This window comes from Pseudomonas sp. (assembly GCF_049653025.1).
GTDB lineage: Bacteria > Pseudomonadota > Gammaproteobacteria > Pseudomonadales > Pseudomonadaceae > Aquipseudomonas.
In genome coordinates, this window is the sequence record NZ_JBASFM010000015.1 from 1 (window position 1) to 22,352 (window position 22,352).

A 22,352-nucleotide genomic window follows, 5' to 3' on the forward strand; every position below is an offset into this window, starting at 1 on the left:
CGGTCCCCGAATCCCGTCAGGAGGCCGAGTGGAGGTGCTGTGGAGAGGGGCGTTTGGCATGGATGCCAAACGAGGAACGATGGGCCAGGGATGGCCCACCGTGACGACCCTCGGAACAGTGCCGGAGGGAGGGGAGTCTGGCGAAGCCAGACCCGTATGCAGGGTGTGCTTTCTCTTTGGTTACTTTCTCTTTGCACAAGCAAAGAGAAAGTAACTCGGCGTAAGGCCGAAACCAGTAGAGGCGGGAAGCGAGGAGAATAAATATATCTACTTTCAATATAGGTTGTTGTTATATGAAAATGCTTGAGTAAATGTAATAGCTGCCAGCGATTATTGGGAATAATACTACTATCGCTCCAGCGGCAGGGTTATATGCCTCAAGAAGGGATTTGGTTGTATTGAATAGTTCGCTGGAGTTATCTTTTTCCAATGCACTCCCATGTCTTGTGGCTATAGCTCTCAATGTTGTCCTTTTAGGCTTTGAAAGAAATCTTAGGTCATTATCTATGTAGAAAATGGTTGTGCTTGTTTGCTCGCCGGGGTGGAATGGCGGCTCTTCTTTTAGCAGAGATTTGTAAGCGCGCTTTCTTTTAGGGATATCCGCTATCAATGCTAGGAATATAGCAAGGAATAAGATTACAAAAGCTGCTACTACGTATGTGCCGAAGCCAAATGAGCTTCTGATTTTTATCTGGTCTTTTTCATCTAGGCTTGTGATTTTAGAAATATTTTTAATTCTTGATTCTATTTTATAAGAGAAGCTCTGGCCGGAAACTAGAATGCTGAATTTTATAAAATCTTCTGGGTTTAATAGCGGGAATTTTATAGATACGGTATTTCCATTTTGTGTGATGGTGCTGCCTAGATTCTCTGGCTCCATTATCTCTATTGAAGCGTTAAGTAGTTCTCCATCTGTTATTTCTAAAGTTGGAGGCGATACAAGGTCTGAGCTCTCTATTGGCGTTCTTCCGGTGTTTTTAAGTGTAAAGACTATTTTGCTTAGAGATTCTATGTCACGTCCTAGATAGGTGATCTTAAGGCCGTCCACAGAGGTCTTTTGCTCGATTAAATTTACTCTTTGTTCTTTTGTTATTGTTAGGTCTGACTTTGTATTCCACCAGTCCCAAGTAATTGGCGTGATAATGCCGAGAGTTGCGAGTGCCAGCCCCGCTAGAGTTAAAGAAACTCCTTTTGTTTTTTTATGTTCCATTTTGTTTGTCTTATGGTTGTTTATAAAAAGCCCCGCACTAGGCGGGGCTTTTGATCTTGCTGATCGCCACCCCAAACATCCATTTCAGGTAAAGCGCTCTTAATCTCTTAGTGAGTGACTGGAATCAATCCCAGCTCAACGCCCCACCCGTCTGATACTCAATAACCCGCGTCTCGAAGAAGTTCTTCTCTTTCTTCAGGTCCATGATTTCCGACATCCATGGGAACGGGTTAGAGGTACCTGGGTACTCTTCCTTCAAACCAATCTGGGTCAGACGACGGTTGGCGATAAATTTGAGGTAGTCCTCCATCATCGCCGCGTTCATGCCCAGTACGCCGCGCGGCATGGTGTCGCGTGCGTATTCGATTTCCAGTTGGGTGCCCTGGAGAATCATCTGGGTGGCTTCGTCTTTGAGCTGGGCATCCCACAGGTGCGGGTTTTCGATCTTGATCTGGTTGATCACGTCGATGCCGAAGTTCAGGTGCATGGACTCGTCACGCAGGATGTACTGGAACTGCTCGGCCACGCCGGTCATCTTGTTGCGGCGACCCATGGAGAGTATCTGGGTGAAGCCGCAATAGAAGAAGATGCCTTCCAGTACGCAGTAGTAGGCGATCAGGTTGCGCAGCAGTTCTTTGTCGGTCTCGACCGTGCCGGTGTTGAAGGTCGGATCGGAGATCGAGCGGGTGTACTTGAGGCCCCAGGATGCCTTCTTAGCGACCGATGGAATCTCGTGGTACATGTTGAAGATCGCGCCTTCATCCATGCCCAGCGATTCGATGCAGTACTGGTAGGCGTGGGTGTGGATCGCCTCTTCGAAGGTCTGGCGCAGGATGTACTGGCGGCACTCCGGGTTGGTGATCAGGCGGTACACGGCCAGGGCCAGGTTGTTGGCAACCAGGCTGTCGGCGGTGGAGAAGAAGCCGAGGTTGCGCATGACGATGCGACGCTCGTCGTCGGTCAGGCCGTCCGGGGTTTTCCACAACGCGATGTCCGCGTTCATGTTCACTTCCTGCGGCATCCAGTGGTTGGCGCAACCATCCAGATACTTCTGCCAGGCCCAGTCGTACTTGAAGGGTACGAGCTGGTTGAGGTCGGCGCGGCAGTTGATCATGCGCTTCTCGTCGACCGCAACGCGGGCGGCGGAGCCTTCCAGCTCGGCCAGGCCTTCGGCGATGTCGAGTTGGTCCAGCGAGGCTTTGGCACGGGCCACGGCCTCACTGTCATCAGCAGCCACGGCGCGGGCTTCAACGGCGGCAGCACCGCCCACCTGGTCGAGTTTGTCGATGCTCATGTCTGCCAGTTGCGCAGAGGCTTTGTTGGCTACTACGGCGTCGGCGCCGTCTTCCTTGTCAAATTCATCCCAGCTCAGCATGGCTTGGCTCCTGCTTGCGGGCCGGTGAAATAACCGACCTGTGTGGATATACAGTCTAATTGTGTTCCGTTGCGTACAGCGCGCAAGGGCAAAACGGGTACCGCTGGTCGGGGTGGCTCTGATGACTGGCCGTTGCCCCGAGGCCCACGCCGGTTAGGGCAGGGGCAGGTAATAAGTGGGGAGGGCGGTGTTGCTTTTGCCCTCTCCCTAACCCTCTCCCGCAAGCGGGCGAGGGGACTGACTGTGTGTTGCTTTGGAACTGTGCTTCGGCTTTTGCCTTTGCTCGACGTTCAAGCGTGTAGCTGAGCGAGTAGTCGCAAGGCACCTGCTGGAGTGGAGCCCCTGAGCGTACGCATGTACGTGATGGGGGCCGCTCCGGCAGGTAACGCCGCGAATGCCGCTCAGATCCGCGCGCTGCCGAACACCTTATTGGCAGGCTTCGCAGTCTGGTTCATCGATGGCACAGGCTTTTGGCACTGGAGCTGGGCCTGCGCTCATTTCCACTTCCGGGGCCTTGGCCGGTGCTGCGCTCAGGCCATCGTTGCCACCACTGGACACGGCGTTGAGCTTGCCGGTGTTGATGGTGGACTTCTCGGTGCTGGTCGCGGCCAGGGCACGGAGGTAGTAGGTGGTTTTCAGGCCACGGTACCAAGCCATGCGGTAGGTCACGTCGAGCTTCTTGCCCGATGCGCCGGCGATGTAGAGGTTCAGCGACTGCGCCTGGTCGATCCACTTCTGGCGGCGGCTGGCGGCATCGACGATCCACTTGGTGTCGACTTCGAACGCGGTGGCGTACAAGTCTTTGAGTTCCTGCGGGATGCGCTCGATCTGCTGTACCGAACCGTCGTAGTACTTGAGGTCGTTGATCATCACCGAGTCCCACAGACCGCGAGCCTTGAGGTCGCGAACCAGGTACGGGTTGATCACGGTGAATTCGCCCGAGAGGTTCGATTTCACATAGAGGTTCTGGTAGGTCGGTTCGATCGACTGCGATACGCCGGTGATGTTGGCGATGGTGGCGGTCGGTGCGATGGCCATGATGTTCGAGTTACGGATGCCTTTCTGCACACGGGCACGTACCGGGGCCCAGTCCAGGGACTCGGTCAGGTCGACGTCGATGTACTTCTGGCCACGGGACTCGATCAGGATCTGCTGCGAGTCGAGCGGCAGAATGCCCTTGCTCCACAGCGAACCTTCGAAGGTGGAGTAGGCGCCGCGCTCGTCGGCCAGGTCACAGGAGGCCTGGATGGCGTAGTAGCTGACCGCTTCCATCGACTTGTCGGCAAATTCCACAGCGGCGTCGGAGCCGTACGGGATGTGCTGCAGGTACAGAGCGTCCTGGAAACCCATGATGCCGAGGCCGACCGGGCGGTGCTTGAAGTTGGAATTGCGCGCTTGCGGTACCGAGTAGTAGTTGATGTCGATAACGTTATCGAGCATGCGCACGGCGACCTTGATGGTCTTTTCCAGCTTGGCGGTGTCCAGCTTGCCGTCGACGATGTGGTTCGGCAGGTTGACCGAACCCAGGTTGCACACGGCGATTTCGTCGGCGTTGGTGTTCAGGGTGATCTCGGTGCACAGGTTCGAGCTGTGTACCACGCCCACGTGCTGCTGCGGGCTGCGCAGGTTGCATGGGTCTTTGAAGGTCAGCCATGGGTGGCCGGTTTCGAACAGCATGCTGAGCATCTTGCGCCACAGGTCTTTGGCCTGGATGGTCTTGAACAGCTTGATCTTGCCGCCGTACTGGGTCAGGGCTTCGTAGTACTCGTAGCGCTCTTCGAAGGCCTTGCCGGTGAGGTCGTGCAGGTCTGGCACTTCGGATGGGCTGAACAGGGTCCACTGGCCATCGTCGAACACGCGCTTCATAAACAGGTCTGGAATCCAGTTCGCGGTGTTCATGTCGTGGGTGCGGCGACGGTCGTCACCGGTGTTCTTGCGCAGCTCGATGAACTCTTCGATGTCCATGTGCCAGGTTTCCAGGTAGGCGCAAACCGCGCCCTTGCGCTTGCCGCCCTGGTTAACTGCAACTGCGGTGTCGTTGACCACTTTGAGGAACGGCACGACGCCTTGCGACTTGCCGTTGGTGCCCTTGATGTAGGCACCCAGAGCACGTACTGGGGTCCAGTCGTTACCCAGACCGCCGGCAAACTTGGACAGCATGGCGTTGTCGTGGATGGCGTTGTAGATGCCCGACAGGTCATCCGGCACGGTGGTCAGGTAGCAGCTGGACAGCTGCGGACGCAGGGTGCCGGCGTTGAACAGGGTCGGCGTCGAGGCCATGTAGTCGAAGGACGACAACAGGTTGTAGAACTCGATGGCGCGGTCTTCTTTCTGCTTCTCTTCAATCGCCAGGCCCATGGCCACGCGCATGAAGAACACTTGCGGCAGTTCGAAGCGGGTGCCGTCCTTGTGGATAAAGTAACGGTCGTAGAGGGTCTGCAGGCCCAGGTAGGTGAACTGCTGATCGCGCTCGTGGTTGATCGCCTTGCCGAGTTTTTCCAGGTCGAAGCTGGCCAGCACCGGGTTGAGCAATTCGTACTCGATACCCTTGGCGATGTAGGCCGGCAGGGCCTTGGCGTACAGCTCGCTCATTTCATGGTGGGTGGCGCTGGTGGCGACACCAAGGAAGCCCAGGCCTTCGGCGCGGATGTTGTCCATCAGCAGGCGTGCGGTGACGTAGCTGTAGTTCGGCTCACGCTCGACCAGGGTGCGCGCGGTCATCACCAGGGCGGTGCTGACGTCGCTCTGGGCTACGCCGTCGTAGAGGTTCTTCAGGGTTTCTTTCTGGATCAGCTCGCCATCGACTTCGGCCAGGCCTTCGCAGGCTTCGGTGACGATGGTGTTGAGGCGGCCCATGTCCAGCGGCGCAACGCTGCCGTCGAGGTGGGTGACGCGAATGCTTGGGTGCGGCTGGGCAATTTCGCTGCTGTCGCTTTTGCGCGCCTGGCTGCGCGACTCACGGTAGATCACGTAGTCGCGGGCGACTTTCTGCTCACCGGAACGCATCAGGGCCAGTTCGACCTGGTCCTGGATTTCTTCGATATGGATGGTGCCGCCGGACGGCATGCGGCGCTTGAAGGTGGCGCTGACTTGTTCGGTCAGACGCGCGACGGTTTCATGGATACGCGACGAGGCGGCTGCGGTGCCGCCTTCAACAGCGAGAAAGGCCTTGGTGATGGCAACGGTGATCTTGTCATCGGTGTACGGCACCACGGTGCCATTACGCTTGATCACACGCAGTTGGCCCGGCGCGGTGGCGCTCAGGTTCTGCTGGTCATCGGTGGCCTGCGGCGCATTGGCCTGCGGGTTCTCGCGAGAGGTGTCGGTGTGCATGAAAGTCTCCATGTTCTGTATTTATTAGTTAGACGCTTTGCCGTCGATCACTGCGGCTACTGCCATTCATTCCATTTCAACAATGCCATGGGCACAGCCAGAGGCCGGGCACACGGGGACTTGCAAATTGGGCAGGGAAGGTACGACTAAAGCGCCTTCCTGGCTCAAAAGTCACAAGTCAAGGCGTTTTTGCGCCTTAACTACTACATCTAGTGGTGCAACCGCGTGTGCGGTTGGCGCGTTATCTGGGTTCAGGCGCGCTGTACGCGGCGCTGAATGCGTGCCTGCCGACATAGGGCGGGCGTACTGCAAAGAGCGTTTACGGCAACCGGTGACGGGCTGGGATCAGGCCGTGTGCGAGTCATTCTTCTTGTGTCCGGTGGCTAGGCTAAACCCAACATGTGGTGGGTTCGCCGTGATTGGAATACAAGATAATGCGCTATCTGGGGTATTGCAAGGCGACAGAGCAAGAACAACCTGTGGATAACATGTGGGTGAATTGTGGGTGAAACGGCGCGCTCGCCGGCTAGGCCGCATGCTTGCTGGGGTGCGCCGTTCGTCGGTGCTCAAACGGCTTTTTTAACGCATTGCGCAGCTGTGGCCTATCTCGCAGCTGGATACTACATCTAGTGTTTTTACAGAAATATGGCATGCGCTATGCAGAGCCTGGCGCATTGCTACAATGCCGACCGTTTCCGTGTTGTCTGGGAGTTCGTTGTGGAGCAGCAGTCGTGGCACATTCTTATTGTCGAAGACGACCAGCGCCTGGCCGAGTTGACCCGTGAATACCTGCAGAGCAACGGTTTGCAGGTGTCCATCGAGATGGACGGAGCCCTGGCCGCCGCGCGGATTCTGCAGGAGCAGCCGGACCTGGTGATCCTCGACCTGATGCTGCCGGGCGAAGACGGCCTGTCGATCTGCCGCAAGGTGCGGGGCCAGTACGAAGGGCCGATCCTGATGCTCACCGCGCGCACCGATGACATGGACCAGGTGCTGGGCCTGGAGATGGGCGCGGATGACTATGTGTGCAAGCCGGTGCGCCCGCGCGTGCTGCTGGCGCGGATTCGCGCCTTGCTGCGCCGCCGCGAGGGCAATGAAGTGGCCGCCAGCGAGCGCCGCCGCCTGCAGTTCGGCCCGTTGGTGATCGACAGCGCCATGCGCGAGGCCTGGCTGGGCGAGCAGAGCATCGAATTGACCAGCGCCGAATTCGACCTGCTGTGGCTGCTGACCGCCAATGCCGGGCGGATTCTGTCGCGCGAGGAAATCTTCAACGCCCTGCGCGGCATCGAGTACGACGGCCAGGACCGCTCCATCGACGTGCGTATCTCGCGCATCCGCCCGAAAATCGGCGACGACCCGATGCACCCACGGCTGATCAAGACCGTGCGCAGCAAGGGATATCTGTTCGTTGCCGAGGCGGCTGAAGCGCTGTGAATTCGATCTTCCTGCGCATCTATGGCGGCATGCTGGCCGTGCTGGTGCTGGTGGCGCTGCTCGGCGTCGGCGCGCTGCAGTTGCTCAACGAGGTGCGCGTCGATCAGTACCGTGAGCGCCTGGCGCAGGGCACCTTTCGCCTGATGGCCGATAACCTCGCGCCGATGCTGCCGATCGAGCGGCGCCGCGCGGTGACGGTGTGGGGGCGATTGCTCGGTATTCCGCTGCGCATCGAGACGCAGGAGGAGGCCGGGCTGGATGGCGGTGCACGCAGCCGCCTGGGTCGTGGCCAGGTGCTGGTGCAGCAGACCGGGCCGCATGAGGCGCGCATCTACAGCCAGTTTGCCGGCGAGCAGCAGCCGCTGGTGCTGATTGGTGATGTGCAGCAGGTCAGCGAGCAGCTGGCGCGCGCTACGACCTTTCTGTTGATCGATGAACTGGTGCGTTATCCCTGGGACGAACAGCCGCGCCGGCTGGCCAGGATAAAGGAAGAGAAACAGTTCGGTTTCGACCTGCGCCTGGTGCGCCTCGATCAGGCTGACCTCGACCCCGATCAGCGCCGCCGGGTGGACGAGGGCGATACGGTGATGGCCCTGGGCCGTGGCGGCGACAGCATCCATGTGTTTTCCGGCATCGTCGAAACGCCCTGGGTGCTGGAAATCGGCCCGCTGTACCAGATGAACCCGTACCCCGTGCAGTGGCTGGTGTTGATCGGCGCGCTGGGCCTGAGCCTGATTGGTCTGATGGTCTACCTGTTGGTGCGCCCGCTGGAGCAGCGCCTGAGTGATCTTGAAGAGGCGGCCACGCGCATTGCCAGCGGCCGTCTGGACGCCCGCGTGCCGACCCGTGGCACGGATTCGGTAGGGCGTCTGGCGGCGGCCTTCAATGCCATGGCCGAGCACCTGCAGCGTTCCCTCGGTATTCAGCGAGAAATGGTCCGTGCGGTCTCCCATGAGCTGCGCACGCCGGTGGCGCGCCTGCGTTTCGGCCTGGAAATGATTGGTGACGCGCAAACCGACGCGGCGCGGCGCAAATATATGGAGGGCATGGACAGCGATATCCAGGACCTCGACAAGCTGGTCGACGAGATGCTCACCTACGCGCGCCTGGAGCAGGGTGCGCCGGCGCTGAACTTCCAGCTGGTCGACCTGAACGAGCTGATCGACCAGGTGATTACCGAGCTGGCTCCGTTGCGCGCCAGCGTGCGGGTCGAGCGCGGCCCTTCGCGCGATGCGCTGGATGGCAGTGGGGCCACAGTCGAGGCCGAGCTGCGTTATCTGCACCGGGCGCTGCAGAATCTGGTGAGCAATGCCATGCGCCACGCCGAGTCGAGGGTGCGGGTGAGTTATCAGGTGGGTCAGCAGCGCTGCCGGCTGGATGTCGAAGACGATGGCCCCGGTGTGCCGGAAGAGGCCTGGGAGCATATCTTCACGCCCTTCCTGCGCCTGGACGACAGTCGCACCCGCGCCTCGGGCGGGCATGGCCTGGGCTTGTCAATCGTACGGCGGATCACCTACTGGCACGGCGGTCGCGCGCAGATCAGTCGCAGCGAAAGCCTAGGCGGGGCGTGCTTTACTCTAATCTGGCCGCGTAAGCAGGGTTGAGTTCGCGAGATATCAGAACGGTGCCGGGCACTCGAAGCGCATCCGCTCGCCCGTCTGCGGGTGGGTCAGGCTCAGCATGCTGGCGTGCAGGCACAGGCGCGGGTAGGCGGCCAGGGCCTGTTCGTGGGCGTACAGGCCGTCGCCGAGCAGCGGATGGCCGATCGACAGCATATGCACGCGCAGCTGGTGCGAGCGCCCGGTGATGGGCGTCAGCTCGACCCGGCAGTAATCGGCGCAGCGTTCCAATACTTTCCAGTAGGTCAGCGCGTGCTTGCCCTGTTCATGGTCGACCACGTGGCGCGGCTTGGTCGGTGGGTCGTAGCGCAGCGGCAGGTCGATGCTGCCGCTGTCCAGCTCCAGTTGGCCCCAGCACAGGGCGGTATAGGCTTTTTCCGTTTCGCGGTCGTGGAACTGCCGCGACAGCTCGCGGTGGCTGTCGGCGTCGCGGGCCAGCACGATGATCCCCGAGGTTTCCCAGTCCAGGCGATGGACGATGCGCGCTTCCGGGAAGCCGTTTTCCTGCAGGCGGGTGACCAGGCAATCGCGGTTGTCCTCGGCGCGGCCGGGCACCGAGAGCAGCAGGGTGGGCTTGTTGATCACCAGCAGGGCGGCGTCCTGGTGGAGGATTTCGACATTCGACAGCGGCATGGGCATTCCACAAATAGAAACGGCGGCCATGGCCGCCGTCTCGGGCTCTCCGCCGATCAACGATCGGGCAGAGTGATATTGAGTTCCAGAATGGAACAGCTGCCCTGGTTCTCCAGTGCAACCTGTACTTGGTCCGAATCGATATTGACGTACTTGCGGATCACTTCGACCAGTTCTTGCTGCAGGGCCGGCAGGTAGTCCGGCTGGCTGCGCTGGCCGCGCTCGTGGGCGACGATGATCTGCAGACGCTCTTTCGCGATGGACGCGGTGCTTTCCTTTTTGCGTTCACGAAAGAAGTCGAAAATATTCATTAGCGCGCTCCAAACAGGCGTTGCATGAGTCCTTTCTTCTGCACGTCGAGGAAGCGGTGGGCCACTTCCTTGCCGAGCAGGCGGTCGACGGCATCGCTGTACGCCTGACCGGCGTCGCTCTGGTCATCGAGAATCACCGGCACGCCCTGGTTGGAGGCCTTGAGTACGGCTTGCGACTCGGGAATCACGCCGAGCAAACGGATGGCGAGGATTTCCTCGACGTCTTCCACGCCGAGCATTTCGCCCTTGGTCACCCGCTCCGGGTTGTAGCGGGTCAGCAGCAGGTGTTCGCGAATCGGCTCTTCGCCTTTCTCGGCGCGGCGCGATTTGCTCGCCAGCAGGCCCAGCATGCGGTCGGAGTCGCGGACCGAGGACACTTCCGGGTTGGTCACGACGATCGCCTCATCGGCGAAGTACATGGCCAGGTGCGCGCCTTTCTCGATACCGGCCGGCGAGTCGCAGACCACGTATTCGAAGTTTTCGCGCAGCTCGTTGATGATTTTCTCGACGCCTTCCTGGGTCAGCGCGTCTTTGTCACGGGTCTGGCTGGCGGCCAGCACGTAGAGGTTTTCCAGGCGCTTGTCTTTGATCAGCGCCTGGGTCAGGGTCGCTTCGCCGTTGACTACGTTGACGAAGTCATACACCACGCGGCGTTCGCAGCCCATGATCAGGTCAAGGTTACGCAGGCCAACGTCGAAGTCGACGATGACAGTCTTGTGCCCGCGCAGAGCGAGACCGGTACCGATGGCAGCGCTGGTGGTGGTTTTACCGACGCCACCTTTGCCGGATGTAACAACGAGGATCTTGGCCAAGGTGATTCACCCCAAAATGTAAAGAAAGACGGGAATCCGACAGCCGTACAAGGCTTCCAGATGCCTTTTTTATGTCCCTGAAAAGTGGCGGCAGTATCCGTTAAAGGCGGGTGATGTTCAACACGTCACCCGACAGGCTGACATGCACCGCCTCGCCCCATAACGGGTCGCGGCGCAGGTCCTCGGCGACCTTGTACTGGCCGGCGATGGAGAGCAGCTCCGCGCCCATCTGCTGGCAGAAAATCCGCGCCTTGAGATTGCCCTTGATGCCCGCCAGTGCCCGGCCGCGCATCGGTGCGTAGACATGGATATTGCCGTCGGCGAGAAGTTCCGCGCCGGCGCTGACCGGGGCCAGGACGATCAGGTCGCCACCCTGGGCATACACCTGCTGGCCGCCGCGCACCGGGCTGGTGATGATTTTGCTCGGCTTGAGTTCGGGTTCGGCGGGTTTTTCCGGCTTCGGTGGCGCGAGTTCGATGGGGCGCTCGCGGGCACCGGATGGCGGCAATACCGGCATGTCCAGGGCATCGGCGGCGGCGATATCGGCCTCGCGGTTGGCGCGGATCGCCAGGGTGCGCAGGCCGTGCTTGCGACAGACGGCCATCAGTTCAGCCAGGTCGAGCACGCCTTCGCCTTCCGGCAGCTTGTCCAGGGCCAGCACCAGCGGGGTATTACTGAAGAAGGCCGGTGCTTGCGCGACTTTCTCGGTGAGCTGCTGGTCGAGGCGGGCGAGGTCGTTGTGCGCCAGCTCCATCACGGTGATGGCCAGCATGCTGCCTTTCAGCTGGAAAACGGGGTCTTGCTCGAGGAGATCGGCTTGGCTCATGGTCTGCCTGATGCGGCCTTTATAGAAGCTGGGGAAAAGTGCCCCGGACTTATAGCGAGAACGCCGCCCGCTCGCAAGTTGCGCGCCCAGGCGCTGGGTAAAGTCCTGATAGAATGCCGCGCTTTATGATCTGTCCGGACCTGTTTTATGGATCGTCCCGTTTTTCGTGCTGCTTTCCTTCATCCGCGTTTCTGGCTGCTGTGGCTGGGTTTGGGCCTGCTGTGGCTGATCGCCCAGTTGCCGTACCGCGTGCTGTTGCAGCTGGGGCGCGGCCTGGGTGCGTTGATGTATCGCCTGGCCGGTTCGCGGCGCAGGATTGCCGCGCGCAACCTGAAATTGTGTTTTCCGCAGATGGCGGCGGCCGAGCGCAAGGCCCTGCTCAAGGAAAACTTTGCCTCCACCGGGATCACCTTCTTCGAAATGGCCATCGCCTGGTGGTGGCCGGTCGAGCGCTTGCGTCGCCTGGGCACTATCGAGGGGCTTGAGCACCTGCGCCAGGCCGGGGCCGATGGCCAGGGCGTGATTCTTATGGCGCTGCATTTCACCACCCTGGAAATGGGCGGCGGCCTGCTCGGCATGGCTCAGGACATGTACGGCATGTACCGCCCGCACAAGAATCCGCTGTTCGATTATGTGCAGCGTCGTGGTCGCGAGCAGCGTTTGCTTGGGGTAATCGGGCGTGATGATGTGCGCGGCATGCTCAAACTGCTGCGCGCTGGCGGGGTGGTCTGGTATGCGCCGGATCAGGACTATGGCGCGCAGCGCAGTGTATTTGTGCCCTTGTTCGGCACCCAGGCGGCCACCGTCACCGCCACCAGCAAGTTCGCCCGCATGGGCCGCGCCCGGGTGATTCCCTTTACCCAGCAGCGTTTGCCTGATGGGCAGGGTTATCGCCTGGTGATTCATCCGCCGCTGGCCGATTTTCCCACTGAGAGCGAGGAGGCCGATTGCCTGCGCGTTAACCAGTGGATCGAGCAGGCCATCAGCATTTGCCCAGAGCAATACCTCTGGGCGCATCGACGCTTCAAAACCCGCCCCAAGGGTGAGCCCAAGCTCTACAAGAAGCGCTAGCTTGCGCCGGCCAATTGGCGGGTTAAGTGCTTTAAGTGGGATTTTCTGGCACTGAGCGGTTCCGTGTGCGCCCGGCTGGCTCCTATACTGGCTAAAAACAGTGGGAAGTCAGGAGGGTCTGTTCCTGTTTCATTCGTGGCCGCGCCGGAGCCTGTTTTAGCGCGAGGCAAGGCACGAGGAGCGAAGTTTGGTCGTTCCAAATAAGTGACGAGGAACGCAGCATCGCGCTAAAACAGGCCCGACCCTACGGGTTGCGCGCAAAATCTCGCCATGCGTCGTTGTGGGCCTTGGCAAGGGGGTACCATTCCCTGCGTCCCACGCCTGGCCTGGCGAGATTTTTCGCAGCAACGCGGCTCTCGAATGAAATAGGAACAGACCCTTATGCCGCACACCGCTCCAACCCATCAGCCGGTAACCGGGCTGATTCTCTCCGGCGGTGGCGCACGGGCGGCTTATCAGGTGGGGGTGTTGGCCGCGATTGCCGACCTGCTGCCGGATGCAGCGCAAAATCCTTTCCCCGTGATCGTCGGCACCTCGGCCGGTGCGATCAATGCGGTGGGCCTGGCCTGTGGCGCGTTGCACTTCACCGAAGCGGTGCGCCGGCTGACCAGTGTCTGGCAGGGCTTTCATACGCATCAGGTGTATCGCAGCGATTGGCCGGGCGTGTTGCGCCAGGCCAGCCGTTTTATCGGTCATAGCCTGCTTGGCTTGGGCGGCGAAGTGCCGGTGGCGCTGCTCGACAGTTCGCCGCTGGCTGACATGCTCGGGCGCGAGCTGGATTTCAGCGGGATTGCCGCGGCGGTGCGCCATCGTCAGTTGCGCGCCGTGGCGGTGACGGCCTTTGGCTATGAAACCGGCCAGGCGGTGACCTTCTATCAGGGGCGCGCCACCATCGACCCCTGGTTTCGTCATCGCCGCGTCGGGGTGCCGACCCGCCTGGCGCTCGAGCACCTGCTGGCCAGCGCCTCGATTCCACTGATTTTCCCGCCGGTGAAGATCAACCGCGAATACTTCGGCGACGGTGCCGTGCGTCAGTCCGCGCCGATCAGTCCGGCCTTGCACCTGGGCGCAACGCGGGTGCTGGTGGTGGGCGTCAGCGGCAACCCGGCGGGGGCGCAGGCCCATACGCCGGTGCCGCGTCCGCAGCATCATCGCCCGCCCAGCCTGGCGCAGATCAGTGGGCATATGCTCAACAGCACCTTTATCGACAGCCTGGAAAGCGACATCGAGCTGCTCGAACGGCTCAACCAGATGGGCCGCCTGATTCCCGCCGAAAATCACCCACGCGGCCTGGGCCTCAAGCCGGTGGATGTGCTGGTGATTTCGCCGAGCAAGCCGCTGGATCTGATCGCCGCCCGCCATCGCCACGAATTGCCCAAGGCCTTGCGCCTGTTTCTGCGTGGTCCGGGTGCGACCAAAGCGAGCGGGGCTGGCGTGCTCAGCTACCTGCTGTTCGAGCCGGGGTATTGCAACGAGCTGATCGAGCTGGGCTACCAGGACGCCATGGCGCAGAAAAGCCAGCTGATCGAGTTCCTCTCCCTGAGCAGCCCGCCGGTGCCGACGGTGCTGCCGGTGCCGGCGTGAGCCGTTGCTGACCACCCACGGTTTTGCCCTTTTGCATCCCTGGGCGGGGGCATTTCCAGCGGTCGCTTAAAAACCTGTAGCGGGCTGCGGAGAAAACCGCGCCAAGGCGGCGGGCTGCATTTAAACTGCGCCTTCCCGATGCTTTCTGTCGCATTTGCGAAAGCGCCGGTTTTCCTGGGGTTGGCGCTATAAGAAGTTGTCGCATGGCGGCAATGCCAGCCCCGGATCAATCCCTACAATCCTTCTCATCGCCTGCCATCCACTGCAGGTGTTCCTTGTCAGGAGAGCTCAGATGTCCGTTCAGCACGACCCGGTGCAACGCGCCGATTTCGACCAAGTGATGGTGCCCAACTACGCCCCCGCCGCCTTTATTCCGGTCCGCGGCGCAGGTTCGCGAGTGTGGGATCAGAGCGGTCGCGAGCTGATCGACTTCGCCGGCGGCATTGCCGTCAACGTACTCGGCCACGCCCACCCGGCGCTGGTTCAGGCGCTGACCGAGCAGGCCGGCAAGCTCTGGCATGTGTCCAACGTATTCACCAATGAGCCGGCCCTGCGCCTGGCCAAGAAGCTGGTCGATGCCACCTTCGCCGACCGCGTGTTCTTCTGTAACTCTGGCGCCGAAGCCAACGAGGCCGCGTTCAAGCTGGCCCGTCGCGTTGCGTTCGATAAGTTCGGCGAAGACAAATGCGAAATCATCGCGACAACCAACAGCTTTCACGGTCGCACCCTGTTTACCGTCAGCGTCGGCGGCCAGCCGAAGTATTCCGATGGTTTCGGCCCGAAAATCCAGGGCATCAGTCACGTGCCGTACAACGATATCGAGGCGCTGAAGGCGGCCGTATCGGACAAGACCTGCGCTGTGGTACTGGAGCCGATCCAGGGTGAAGGCGGCGTGCTGCCGGCTGACCTGGCTTACCTGCAAGCGGCCCGCGAGCTGTGCGACAAGCACAACGCGCTGCTGGTGTTTGACGAAGTACAGACCGGCATGGGCCGCAGCGGCTCGCTGTTCGCCTATCAGCACTACGGTGTGACCCCGGACATCCTCTCCAGCGCCAAGAGCCTGGGCGGCGGTTTCCCGATTGGCGCGATGCTCACCACCAGCGAGCTGGCCAAACACCTGGCCGTCGGCACCCATGGCACCACCTACGGCGGCAACCCGCTGGCGTGTGCGGTGGGCGAGGCAGTGATCGACACCATCAACACCCCTGAAGTGCTGGCTGGGGTCAAAGCCAAGCAGCAGCGTTTCAACAGCAAACTGGAGCAGATCGGTCAGCAGTACGGCGTGTTCAGCGAAGTACGTGGCCTCGGTCTGCTGATCGGCTGCGTGCTCAGCGATGCCTGGAAAGGCAAGGCCAAGGCGATTCTCGACGCCGCGGCGGTGGAAGGCGTGATGGTGTTGCAGGCCAGTCCGGACGTGGTGCGTTTCGCCCCGAGCCTGGTGGTTGAAGACACCGATATCGATGAAGGTCTGGCGCGCTTCGAACGTGCCGTGGCCAAGCTGACCCAAGCCTGATTGCCGGCCTGGCCTGCCGTTATGCGGCGGATCAGGCTGCGCTCGCTCGACCCATGGAGGGGTTGAGCAAACAGCAAGGAAGCCCGTCTCTGTGTGTGCCGCAGCGTTTGTTGCGGTTTTCTCTGGGCGGCCCGATTTGGGCGGCTTGGAGCTTTTCTCAAAAGGAGTGACACCATGCTGGTGATGCGCCCCGCGCAAATGGCCGACCTCACTGAAGTGCAGCGTCTCGCCGCGGACAGCCCGGTTGGTGTGACTTCACTGCCGGACGACGCCGATCGTCTGCGCGAAAAGATCGCGGCCTCGGAGGCCTCGTTCGCCGCCGAAGTCAGTTTCAACGGTGAAGAAAGCTACTTCTTCGTTCTCGAAGACACGGAGAGCGGTCGCCTGGTGGGTTGCTCCGGCATCGTCGCCTCGGCCGGCTATTCTGAGCCGTTCTACAGCTTTCGTAACGAAACCTTCGTGCACAACTCCCGCGAGCTGAAGATCCATAACAAGATCCACGTGCTCTCGCTGTGCCATGACCTCACCGGCAACAGCCTGCTGACCAGCTTCTACGTCGAGCGGCCGCTGGTGGGCAGCGCCTGGGCCGAGCTGAACTCGCGCTCGCGTCTGCTGTTCCTGGCCAGTCACCCGGAGCGTTTTGCCGATGCGCTGGTGGTGGAAATCGTCGGCTACAGCGACGAAGCCGGCGATTCGCCGTTCTGGGATGCGGTGGGGCGCAACTTCTTCGACATGAACTACACCGAGGCCGAGCGCCTGTGTGGGTTGAAGAGTCGCACCTTCCTTGCCGAATTGATGCCGCATTACCCGATCTACGTGCCGTTGCTGCCCGATGAGGCGCAAGAGGCCATGGGCCAGGTGCATCCACGGGCGCAGATCAGCTTCGACATCCTCATGCGTGAAGGCTTCGAGACCGACCATTACATCGACATCTTCGACGGCGGCCCGACCCTGCATGCACGCACCTCTGGCATCCGTTCGATTGCCCAGAGCCGCGTGGTGCCGCTGCGCATCGGTGAGCCGGTGAAAGGTGGGCGGCCGTATCTGGTGAGTAACGGCCAGCTGCAGGATTTCCGCGCCATCGTGGTGGATCTTGATTGGGTGCCTGGCAAGCCGGTCACCCTGAGTTTGGCGGCCGCCGAGGCCTTGGGCGTCGGCGAAGGCGTCAGCGTACGCCTGGTTGCGGTTTAAGGAGTTAGCGCATGATCGTTCGTCCCGTCCGCAGCGCCGATCTGCCGGCCCTGTTTCAGCTGGCGCGCAGTACCGGTGCTGGTTTGACTACGCTGCCCGCCAATGAGGAGCGCCTGGCGCACCGCGTTGGCTGGGCAGAAAAAACCTTCCGTGGCGAAGCAGCGCCTGCCGATGCCGATTACCTGTTCGTGCTCGAAGACGACAACGGTGAAGTGGTCGGCATCTCCGCCGTCGCCGGTGCCGTTGGCCTGCGTGAGCCTTGGTACAACTACCGGGTCGGCCTGACCGTCAGCGCCTCGCAGGAGCTGCAGATCCACCGTCAGGTGCCGACGCTGTTCCTGGCCAACGACCTGACCGGCAACTCCGAGCTGTGCTCGCTGTTTTTGCGCAGCGACCAGCGCAGTGGCCTCAATGGCCGCCTGCTGTCGAAGGCGCGCTTTCTGTTTATCGCCGAGTTCCGTGAGCTGTTCGGCGACAAGGTGATCGCCGAGATGCGCGGCATGTCCGATGAGAATGGCCGCTCGCCGTTCTGGGAAAGCCTCGGTCGGCACTTCTTCAAGATGGAGTTCAGCCAGGCCGACTACCTCACCGGGGTGGGTAACAAGGCCTTTATCGCCGAGCTGATGCCCAAGTTCCCGCTCTACACCTGCTTCCTCTCCGAGGACGCGCGCAACATCATCGGCCGCGTTCACCCGGACACCGAGCCGGCGCTGGCCATGCTCAAGGGCGAGGGTTTCAGCTACCAGGGCTATGTCGACATATTCGATGCCGGCCCGGCCATCGAAGCGCAGACCGCGAAGATCCGTGCGGTGCAGGACAGCCAGGTATTGGTACTGGCCGTCGGCACCCCCGGCGATGACGCGCCGCAGTTCCTGATCCACAACCGCAAGCGCGAAGACTGCCGGATTACCGCTGCCCCGGCGCGTCTGGCCGCCGGTACTTTGGTGGTCGATGCGCAGACCGCCAAGCGCCTGCAGTTGTCGGCCGGTGATCAGGTGCGCGCCGTGGCGGTTTCTGCTCGCGGTTGATTGTTCAAGGTGCAGCGCGGCTGCACCGTTGAGTCGAATGGCGTACCCGGCGCATAACCGGGTCAATACCTTGCTGGGAGTGATAGAACAAGATGAGCACTCATTACATTGCCGGTGGCTGGCAGGCGGGTCAGGGCGAAGCCCTGGAATCGCTGAACCCGGTCAGCCAGGAAGTCATCTGGCAAGGCCAGGCGGCCAGTGCTGCCCAGGTCGAGGCCGCCGTACAGGCCGCCCGCGCCGCATTCCCAGCCTGGGCCTCGCGCTCGCTGGATGAGCGCATCGCCGTGCTCGAGCAGTTTGCCGCCACCCTGAAAACCCATGCCGAGGCCCTGGGCCACTGCATTGGCGAGGAAACTGGCAAGCCGCTGTGGGAAACCGCCACCGAAGTCACCAGCATGGTCAACAAGATCGCCATCTCGGTGCAGAGCTACCGCGAGCGCACCGGTGAGAAGAGCGGCCCGCTGGCCGACGCCACCGCCGTGCTGCGGCACAAGCCGCATGGCGTGGTCGCGGTATTTGGCCCGTACAACTTCCCCGGCCATCTGCCCAACGGCCATATCGTCCCGGCGCTGCTGGCGGGTAACTGCGTGGTGTTCAAGCCCAGCGAGCTGACCCCGAAAGTCGCCGAGCTGACCGTCAAGTGCTGGATCGAGGCGGGTCTGCCGGCGGGCGTGCTCAACCTGGTGCAGGGCGCGCGCGATACCGGTGTGGCGCTGGCCGCCAGCGCCGGCATCGACGGGCTGTTCTTCACCGGCTCCAGTCGCACCGGCAACCTGCTGCACAACCAGTTCGCCGGTCGCCCGGACAAGATCCTCGCCCTGGAAATGGGCGGCAACAACCCGCTGGTGGTGGACCAGGTCGCCGATATCAATGCCGCGGTCTACACCATCGTGCAGTCGGCGTTTATCTCAGCCGGTCAGCGCTGCACCTGTGCGCGCCGCCTGCTGGTGCCGCAAAGCGTTTGGGGCGACAGCCTGCTGGAGCGCCTGGTGGAGGTTGCCGCCAGCATCAAGGTCGGCAGCTTTGACGCTCAGCCTGCGCCCTTTATGGGCTCGGTGATTTCCCTGGCGGCGGCGCAGCACCTGATCAAGGCGCAGCAGCATCTGCTGGCCCAGGGTGCCACGCCATTGCTGGAAATGACCCAGCCGCTGGCCGGTGCTGCCTTGCTGACGCCGGGCATCATCGATGTGACTGCGGTCGCGAATCGCCCGGATGAAGAGTTTTTCGGCCCGTTGCTGCAGGTGATTCGCTACGCTGATTTTGATGCTGCCATTGCCGAGGCCAACAACACTCAGTACGGCCTGGCCGCTGGCCTGCTGTCGGACTCCAAGGCACGCTATGAGCAGTTCTGGCTGCAAAGCCGCGCCGGTATCGTCAACTGGAACAAGCAGCTGACGGGTGCCGCCAGCACCGCGCCATTCGGCGGTGTGGGTGCCTCTGGCAACCACCGCGCCAGCGCCTATTACGCGGCGGATTATTGCGCCTACCCGGTGGCCTCGCTGGAATCCGACAGCCTGAGCCTGCCCGCCACCCTGACACCCGGAGTTAGCCTGTGAGCAATGCATTCGAAGTAAATTTTGATGGCTTGGTCGGGCCGACTCACAACTATGGCGGCCTGTCCTATGGCAACGTTGCCTCGCAGAGCAACAGCCAGGCCGCGTCCAGCCCGAAAGAAGCCGCCAAGCAGGGCCTGGCCAAGATGAAGGCCTTGATGGAAATGGGCTTCAAGCAGGGTGTACTGGCCCCGCAGGAGCGGCCCAATGTCGCCGCGCTGCGCAGCCTGGGCTTTACCGGCACTGACGCGCAGGTGATCCAGAAGGCCGCGAAAGACGCCATGCCGCTGCTGGTTGCCAGCTGCTCGGCCTCCAGCATGTGGACGGCCAACGCCTGCACCGTCAGCCCCAGCGCCGACACTGCCGATGGCCGCGTGCATTTCACCGCCGCCAACCTCAACTGCAAATTCCACCGTTCGATCGAGCACCCGACCACCAGTCGCGTGCTCGGCGCGATGTTTGCCAACCAGCAGCACTTCGCTCACCACGCCGCGTTGCCGGCGGTCGGTCAGTTCGGTGATGAAGGCGCGGCCAACCACACGCGCTTCTGCAAGGGCTACGGCGATGCCGGCGTGGAGTTCTTCGTCTTTGGCCGCAGTGCCTTCGACGGCCGCTTCCCGGCCCCGCAGCGCTACCCGGCGCGGCAGACCCTGGAAGCCTCGCTGGCGGTTGCCCGACTGCATGGCCTGAGCGATGAGGGCGTGGTTTACGCCCAGCAATCGCCAGCGGTGATCGATCAGGGCGTGTTCCATAACGACGTGATCGCGGTGGGCAATGGCGAGGTGCTGTTCTATCACCAGGACGCTTTCCTCGACACCGACAAGGTGCTGGCCGAGCTGAGCGACAAGCTCGCCCGTCGTGGCGGCAACTTCCAGGCTGTGTGTGTGCCGCGTGATGCGGTGACGGTGGAGGATGCGGTCAAGTCCTACCTGTTCAACAGTCAGCTGCTCAACCGCGCCGATGGCGGCATGCTGCTGATCGTGCCGGAAGAGTGCCGCAACAACGCCAATGTCTGGCGCTACCTGGAGCAGCTGACCAGCGGCAACGGGCCGATCCGTGAGGTCAAGGTGTTCGACCTCAAGCAGAGCATGCAGAACGGCGGTGGCCCGGCGTGCCTGCGCCTGCGCGTGGCGCTCAAGGAGCACGAACTGGCGGCGGTCAATCAGGGCGTGATCATGACCCCGAGCCTGCACGATAGCCTCAATGTATGGGTCGACAAGCATTACCGCGATCGCCTGAGCGAAAACGATCTGGCTGACCCACAATTGCTTAACGAATGCCGTGCGGCCTTGGACGAACTGACGCAGATCCTTAAACTGGGCGCGGTTTATCCATTCCAATTAGCTTGATTGAGTACTTATTACCATGTCCGACGCCCTGCAACTGATCCTCGAAGACACTGACGGCACCCAGCTGGAAACCTCCTGCACGCGCTTTGCCGTGATCTGGCAGGGCCAGGAAATCTGGTTCCAGCAGGTTGGCAACAACCAGCTGATGATCGGTGTGGACGTGGAGGAGGGCGCTGCCGAGTACGCCAACCTGTTGCTGCGCCCGCTGGCCACCAACTTGGTCAGCCTGGAGCTGGAAATGGAAGCCGCTGGCCTGGACGAAGACGACGATCACGTGCACGGTCCTGACTGCAACCACTAAGAACCTGTTTACGATCTGCTGCGCGTCGGCCCTGCTGCGTTAAAAGCAGGCTCGGACTGCTCATTTACAGCTCGTAAACTCCGCGTCCTCGCCGCTTTGATCAGCCGAAGGCTGTTACTAACGTGGCGCCTTGCATGGCGCTAGCTCGCGAGATCGTAAAAACGCTCTGAGGAGATATCCATGCTTGCCCTCGGCAAACTGCTTGAACTGACCCTGGCCGGCCACGAGCCGGCAGCGAAGATTCAGCTGACCCCCGAGGGCACGCGTCTGCGTTGGCTGGCCGAAGGCGCGTTAGAAGTGACGCCGCCGGTGGCCAGCGACAACGGCCAGGACCTGCTGCTGTCAGCCGGCATCCATGGCAACGAAACTGCGCCGATTGAGTTGCTAGACCGCCTGTTGCAAGGCATCGCCCGCAACCAACTGAAACCCCGCGCGCGCATTCTCTTTCTGTTTGGTAACCCCGCCGCCATGCGTAGCGGCGAGCGTTATATCGAGCAGGACATCAACCGCCTGTTCAACGGCCGCCACGATCAGCACACCGGTGCCGAGGCGCTGCGTGCCTGTGACCTGGAGCATCTGGCCGCTACCTTTTTCAGTAAGCCGGATCGCACCCGTCTGCATTACGACCTGCACACCGCGATTCGCGCGTCGAAGATCGAGCAGTTTGCCCTCTACCCGTTTCAGGAAGGCCGCCCGCGCAGCCAGCGCGAACTGGCGCGCCTCAGCGCTGCCGGGATCGAGGCGGTGCTGCTGCACAACAAGAGTTCGATCACCTTTAGCGCCTACACCTACACCCAGTTGGGGGCGGAAGCCTTTACCCTGGAACTGGGCAAGGCACGGCCGTTCGGGCAGAACGAGCTGGTCAACCTGGATCTGCTCGAACAGCATCTGCAAGCCCTGATCGAAGGGCGCGAGCCAGAAGGTGCCAGCGAAGACCTAGGCGAGCTCAAGCTGTTTGCTGTGGCGCGTGAAGTGATCAAGCACAGCGATGCCTTCAAGCTGCATTTGCCGGCCGATATCGAGAACTTCAGCGAGCTGCCGATTGGCTACCTGTTGGCCGAGGATCTGGCCGGCACCCGCTGGGTGGTGGATGAGCCGGGCGCGCGGATTATCTTCCCCAATCCCAAGGTCAAGAACGGCCTGCGCGCCGGCATCTTGATTGTTCCCGCCGAAGACGTGCAGCTGGCTTGAGTTAACGCTGCGGGCTCG

General features: G+C 61.5%; 18 protein-coding genes. 11 read left to right on the forward strand and 7 right to left on the reverse strand.

Features of this window, described 5'->3' with window-relative positions:
* Positions 1-289: 289 nt before the first annotated feature.
* The 3 genes from WBK23_RS11675 to WBK23_RS11685 form a co-directional block, all read right to left on the reverse strand.
* On the reverse strand, positions 290-1,210 hold the full coding sequence (locus WBK23_RS11675) for a hypothetical protein (protein WP_424484123.1): 921 nt from the start codon (positions 1,208-1,210) through the stop codon (positions 290-292).
* A gap of 124 nt (positions 1,211-1,334) precedes the next feature.
* Positions 1,335-2,585, reverse strand: a complete 1,251-nt coding sequence (locus WBK23_RS11680) for a ribonucleotide-diphosphate reductase subunit beta (RefSeq protein WP_424484124.1) — start codon at positions 2,583-2,585, stop codon at positions 1,335-1,337.
* 426 nt (positions 2,586-3,011) lie between these two features.
* Positions 3,012-5,918, reverse strand: coding sequence for a ribonucleoside-diphosphate reductase subunit alpha (locus tag WBK23_RS11685; protein ID WP_424484125.1), 2,907 nt, complete (start codon positions 5,916-5,918; stop codon positions 3,012-3,014).
* Between the two features lie 717 nt (positions 5,919-6,635).
* On the opposite strand from WBK23_RS11685, the gene WBK23_RS11690 reads away from it, so the two are divergent.
* Positions 6,636-7,352, forward strand: coding sequence for a response regulator (locus WBK23_RS11690; protein ID WP_424484140.1), 717 nt, complete (start codon positions 6,636-6,638; stop codon positions 7,350-7,352).
* The gene (locus WBK23_RS11695) at positions 7,349-8,956 is read left to right on the forward strand and encodes an ATP-binding protein (RefSeq protein WP_424484126.1); all 1,608 of its coding nucleotides are present in this window, start codon (positions 7,349-7,351) and stop codon (positions 8,954-8,956) included. The genes WBK23_RS11690 and WBK23_RS11695 overlap by 4 nt, the downstream gene beginning before the upstream one ends.
* 12 nt (positions 8,957-8,968) lie before the next feature.
* Here the strand turns inward: WBK23_RS11695 and WBK23_RS11700 are convergent, their stop codons facing one another.
* From WBK23_RS11700 to minC, 4 genes are all read right to left on the reverse strand, one after another.
* Positions 8,969-9,604 (reverse strand): RluA family pseudouridine synthase, encoded by a 636-nt coding sequence (locus WBK23_RS11700; protein ID WP_424484127.1) that lies wholly within the window; start codon positions 9,602-9,604, stop codon positions 8,969-8,971.
* A 56-nt stretch (positions 9,605-9,660) separates the two neighbouring features.
* Positions 9,661-9,915: a cell division topological specificity factor MinE gene (gene minE / locus WBK23_RS11705; RefSeq protein WP_090447406.1), complete on the reverse strand. Its 255-nt coding sequence runs from the start codon at positions 9,913-9,915 to the stop codon at positions 9,661-9,663.
* Positions 9,915-10,727, reverse strand: coding sequence for a septum site-determining protein MinD (gene minD, locus WBK23_RS11710; RefSeq protein WP_424484128.1), 813 nt, complete (start codon positions 10,725-10,727; stop codon positions 9,915-9,917). The genes minE and minD overlap by 1 nt, the downstream gene beginning before the upstream one ends.
* Positions 10,728-10,827: 100 nt before the next feature.
* Positions 10,828-11,553, reverse strand: a complete 726-nt coding sequence (minC, locus tag WBK23_RS11715; protein WP_424484129.1) for a septum site-determining protein MinC — start codon at positions 11,551-11,553, stop codon at positions 10,828-10,830.
* Positions 11,554-11,700: 147 nt separating this feature from the next.
* On the opposite strand from minC, the gene WBK23_RS11720 reads away from it, so the two are divergent.
* From WBK23_RS11720 to astE, 9 genes are all read left to right on the forward strand, one after another.
* The gene (locus tag WBK23_RS11720) at positions 11,701-12,624 is read left to right on the forward strand and encodes a lipid A biosynthesis lauroyl acyltransferase (protein ID WP_424484130.1); all 924 of its coding nucleotides are present in this window, start codon (positions 11,701-11,703) and stop codon (positions 12,622-12,624) included.
* A 381-nt stretch (positions 12,625-13,005) separates the two neighbouring features.
* Positions 13,006-14,208 (forward strand): patatin-like phospholipase family protein, encoded by a 1,203-nt coding sequence (locus tag WBK23_RS11725; RefSeq protein ID WP_424484131.1) that lies wholly within the window; start codon positions 13,006-13,008, stop codon positions 14,206-14,208.
* 292 nt (positions 14,209-14,500) lie between these two features.
* Positions 14,501-15,721, forward strand: a complete 1,221-nt coding sequence (locus WBK23_RS11730) for an aspartate aminotransferase family protein (protein WP_424484132.1) — start codon at positions 14,501-14,503, stop codon at positions 15,719-15,721.
* Positions 15,722-15,895: 174 nt separating this feature from the next.
* Positions 15,896-16,912, forward strand: coding sequence for an arginine/ornithine succinyltransferase subunit alpha (gene aruF, locus WBK23_RS11735; RefSeq protein ID WP_424484133.1), 1,017 nt, complete (start codon positions 15,896-15,898; stop codon positions 16,910-16,912).
* An 11-nt stretch (positions 16,913-16,923) separates the two neighbouring features.
* Positions 16,924-17,940 carry an arginine N-succinyltransferase gene (astA, locus tag WBK23_RS11740; protein ID WP_424484134.1) on the forward strand — a complete coding sequence of 339 codons (1,017 nt, stop codon included), beginning with the start codon at positions 16,924-16,926 and terminating at the stop codon, positions 17,938-17,940.
* 92 nt (positions 17,941-18,032) lie between these two features.
* The gene (gene astD, locus WBK23_RS11745; RefSeq protein ID WP_424484135.1) at positions 18,033-19,496 is read left to right on the forward strand and encodes a succinylglutamate-semialdehyde dehydrogenase; all 1,464 of its coding nucleotides are present in this window, start codon (positions 18,033-18,035) and stop codon (positions 19,494-19,496) included.
* The gene (astB, locus tag WBK23_RS11750; protein ID WP_424484136.1) at positions 19,493-20,842 is read left to right on the forward strand and encodes an N-succinylarginine dihydrolase; all 1,350 of its coding nucleotides are present in this window, start codon (positions 19,493-19,495) and stop codon (positions 20,840-20,842) included. Before astD ends, astB begins: the two co-directional genes overlap by 4 nt.
* A 16-nt stretch (positions 20,843-20,858) precedes the next feature.
* Complete coding sequence (locus WBK23_RS11755; RefSeq protein ID WP_282876459.1) at positions 20,859-21,143, forward strand: topoisomerase II; 285 nt, start codon at positions 20,859-20,861, stop codon at positions 21,141-21,143.
* Positions 21,144-21,323: 180 nt separating this feature from the next.
* Positions 21,324-22,334, forward strand: coding sequence for a succinylglutamate desuccinylase (astE, locus tag WBK23_RS11760; protein ID WP_424484137.1), 1,011 nt, complete (start codon positions 21,324-21,326; stop codon positions 22,332-22,334).
* Positions 22,335-22,352: the final 18 nt, after the last annotated feature.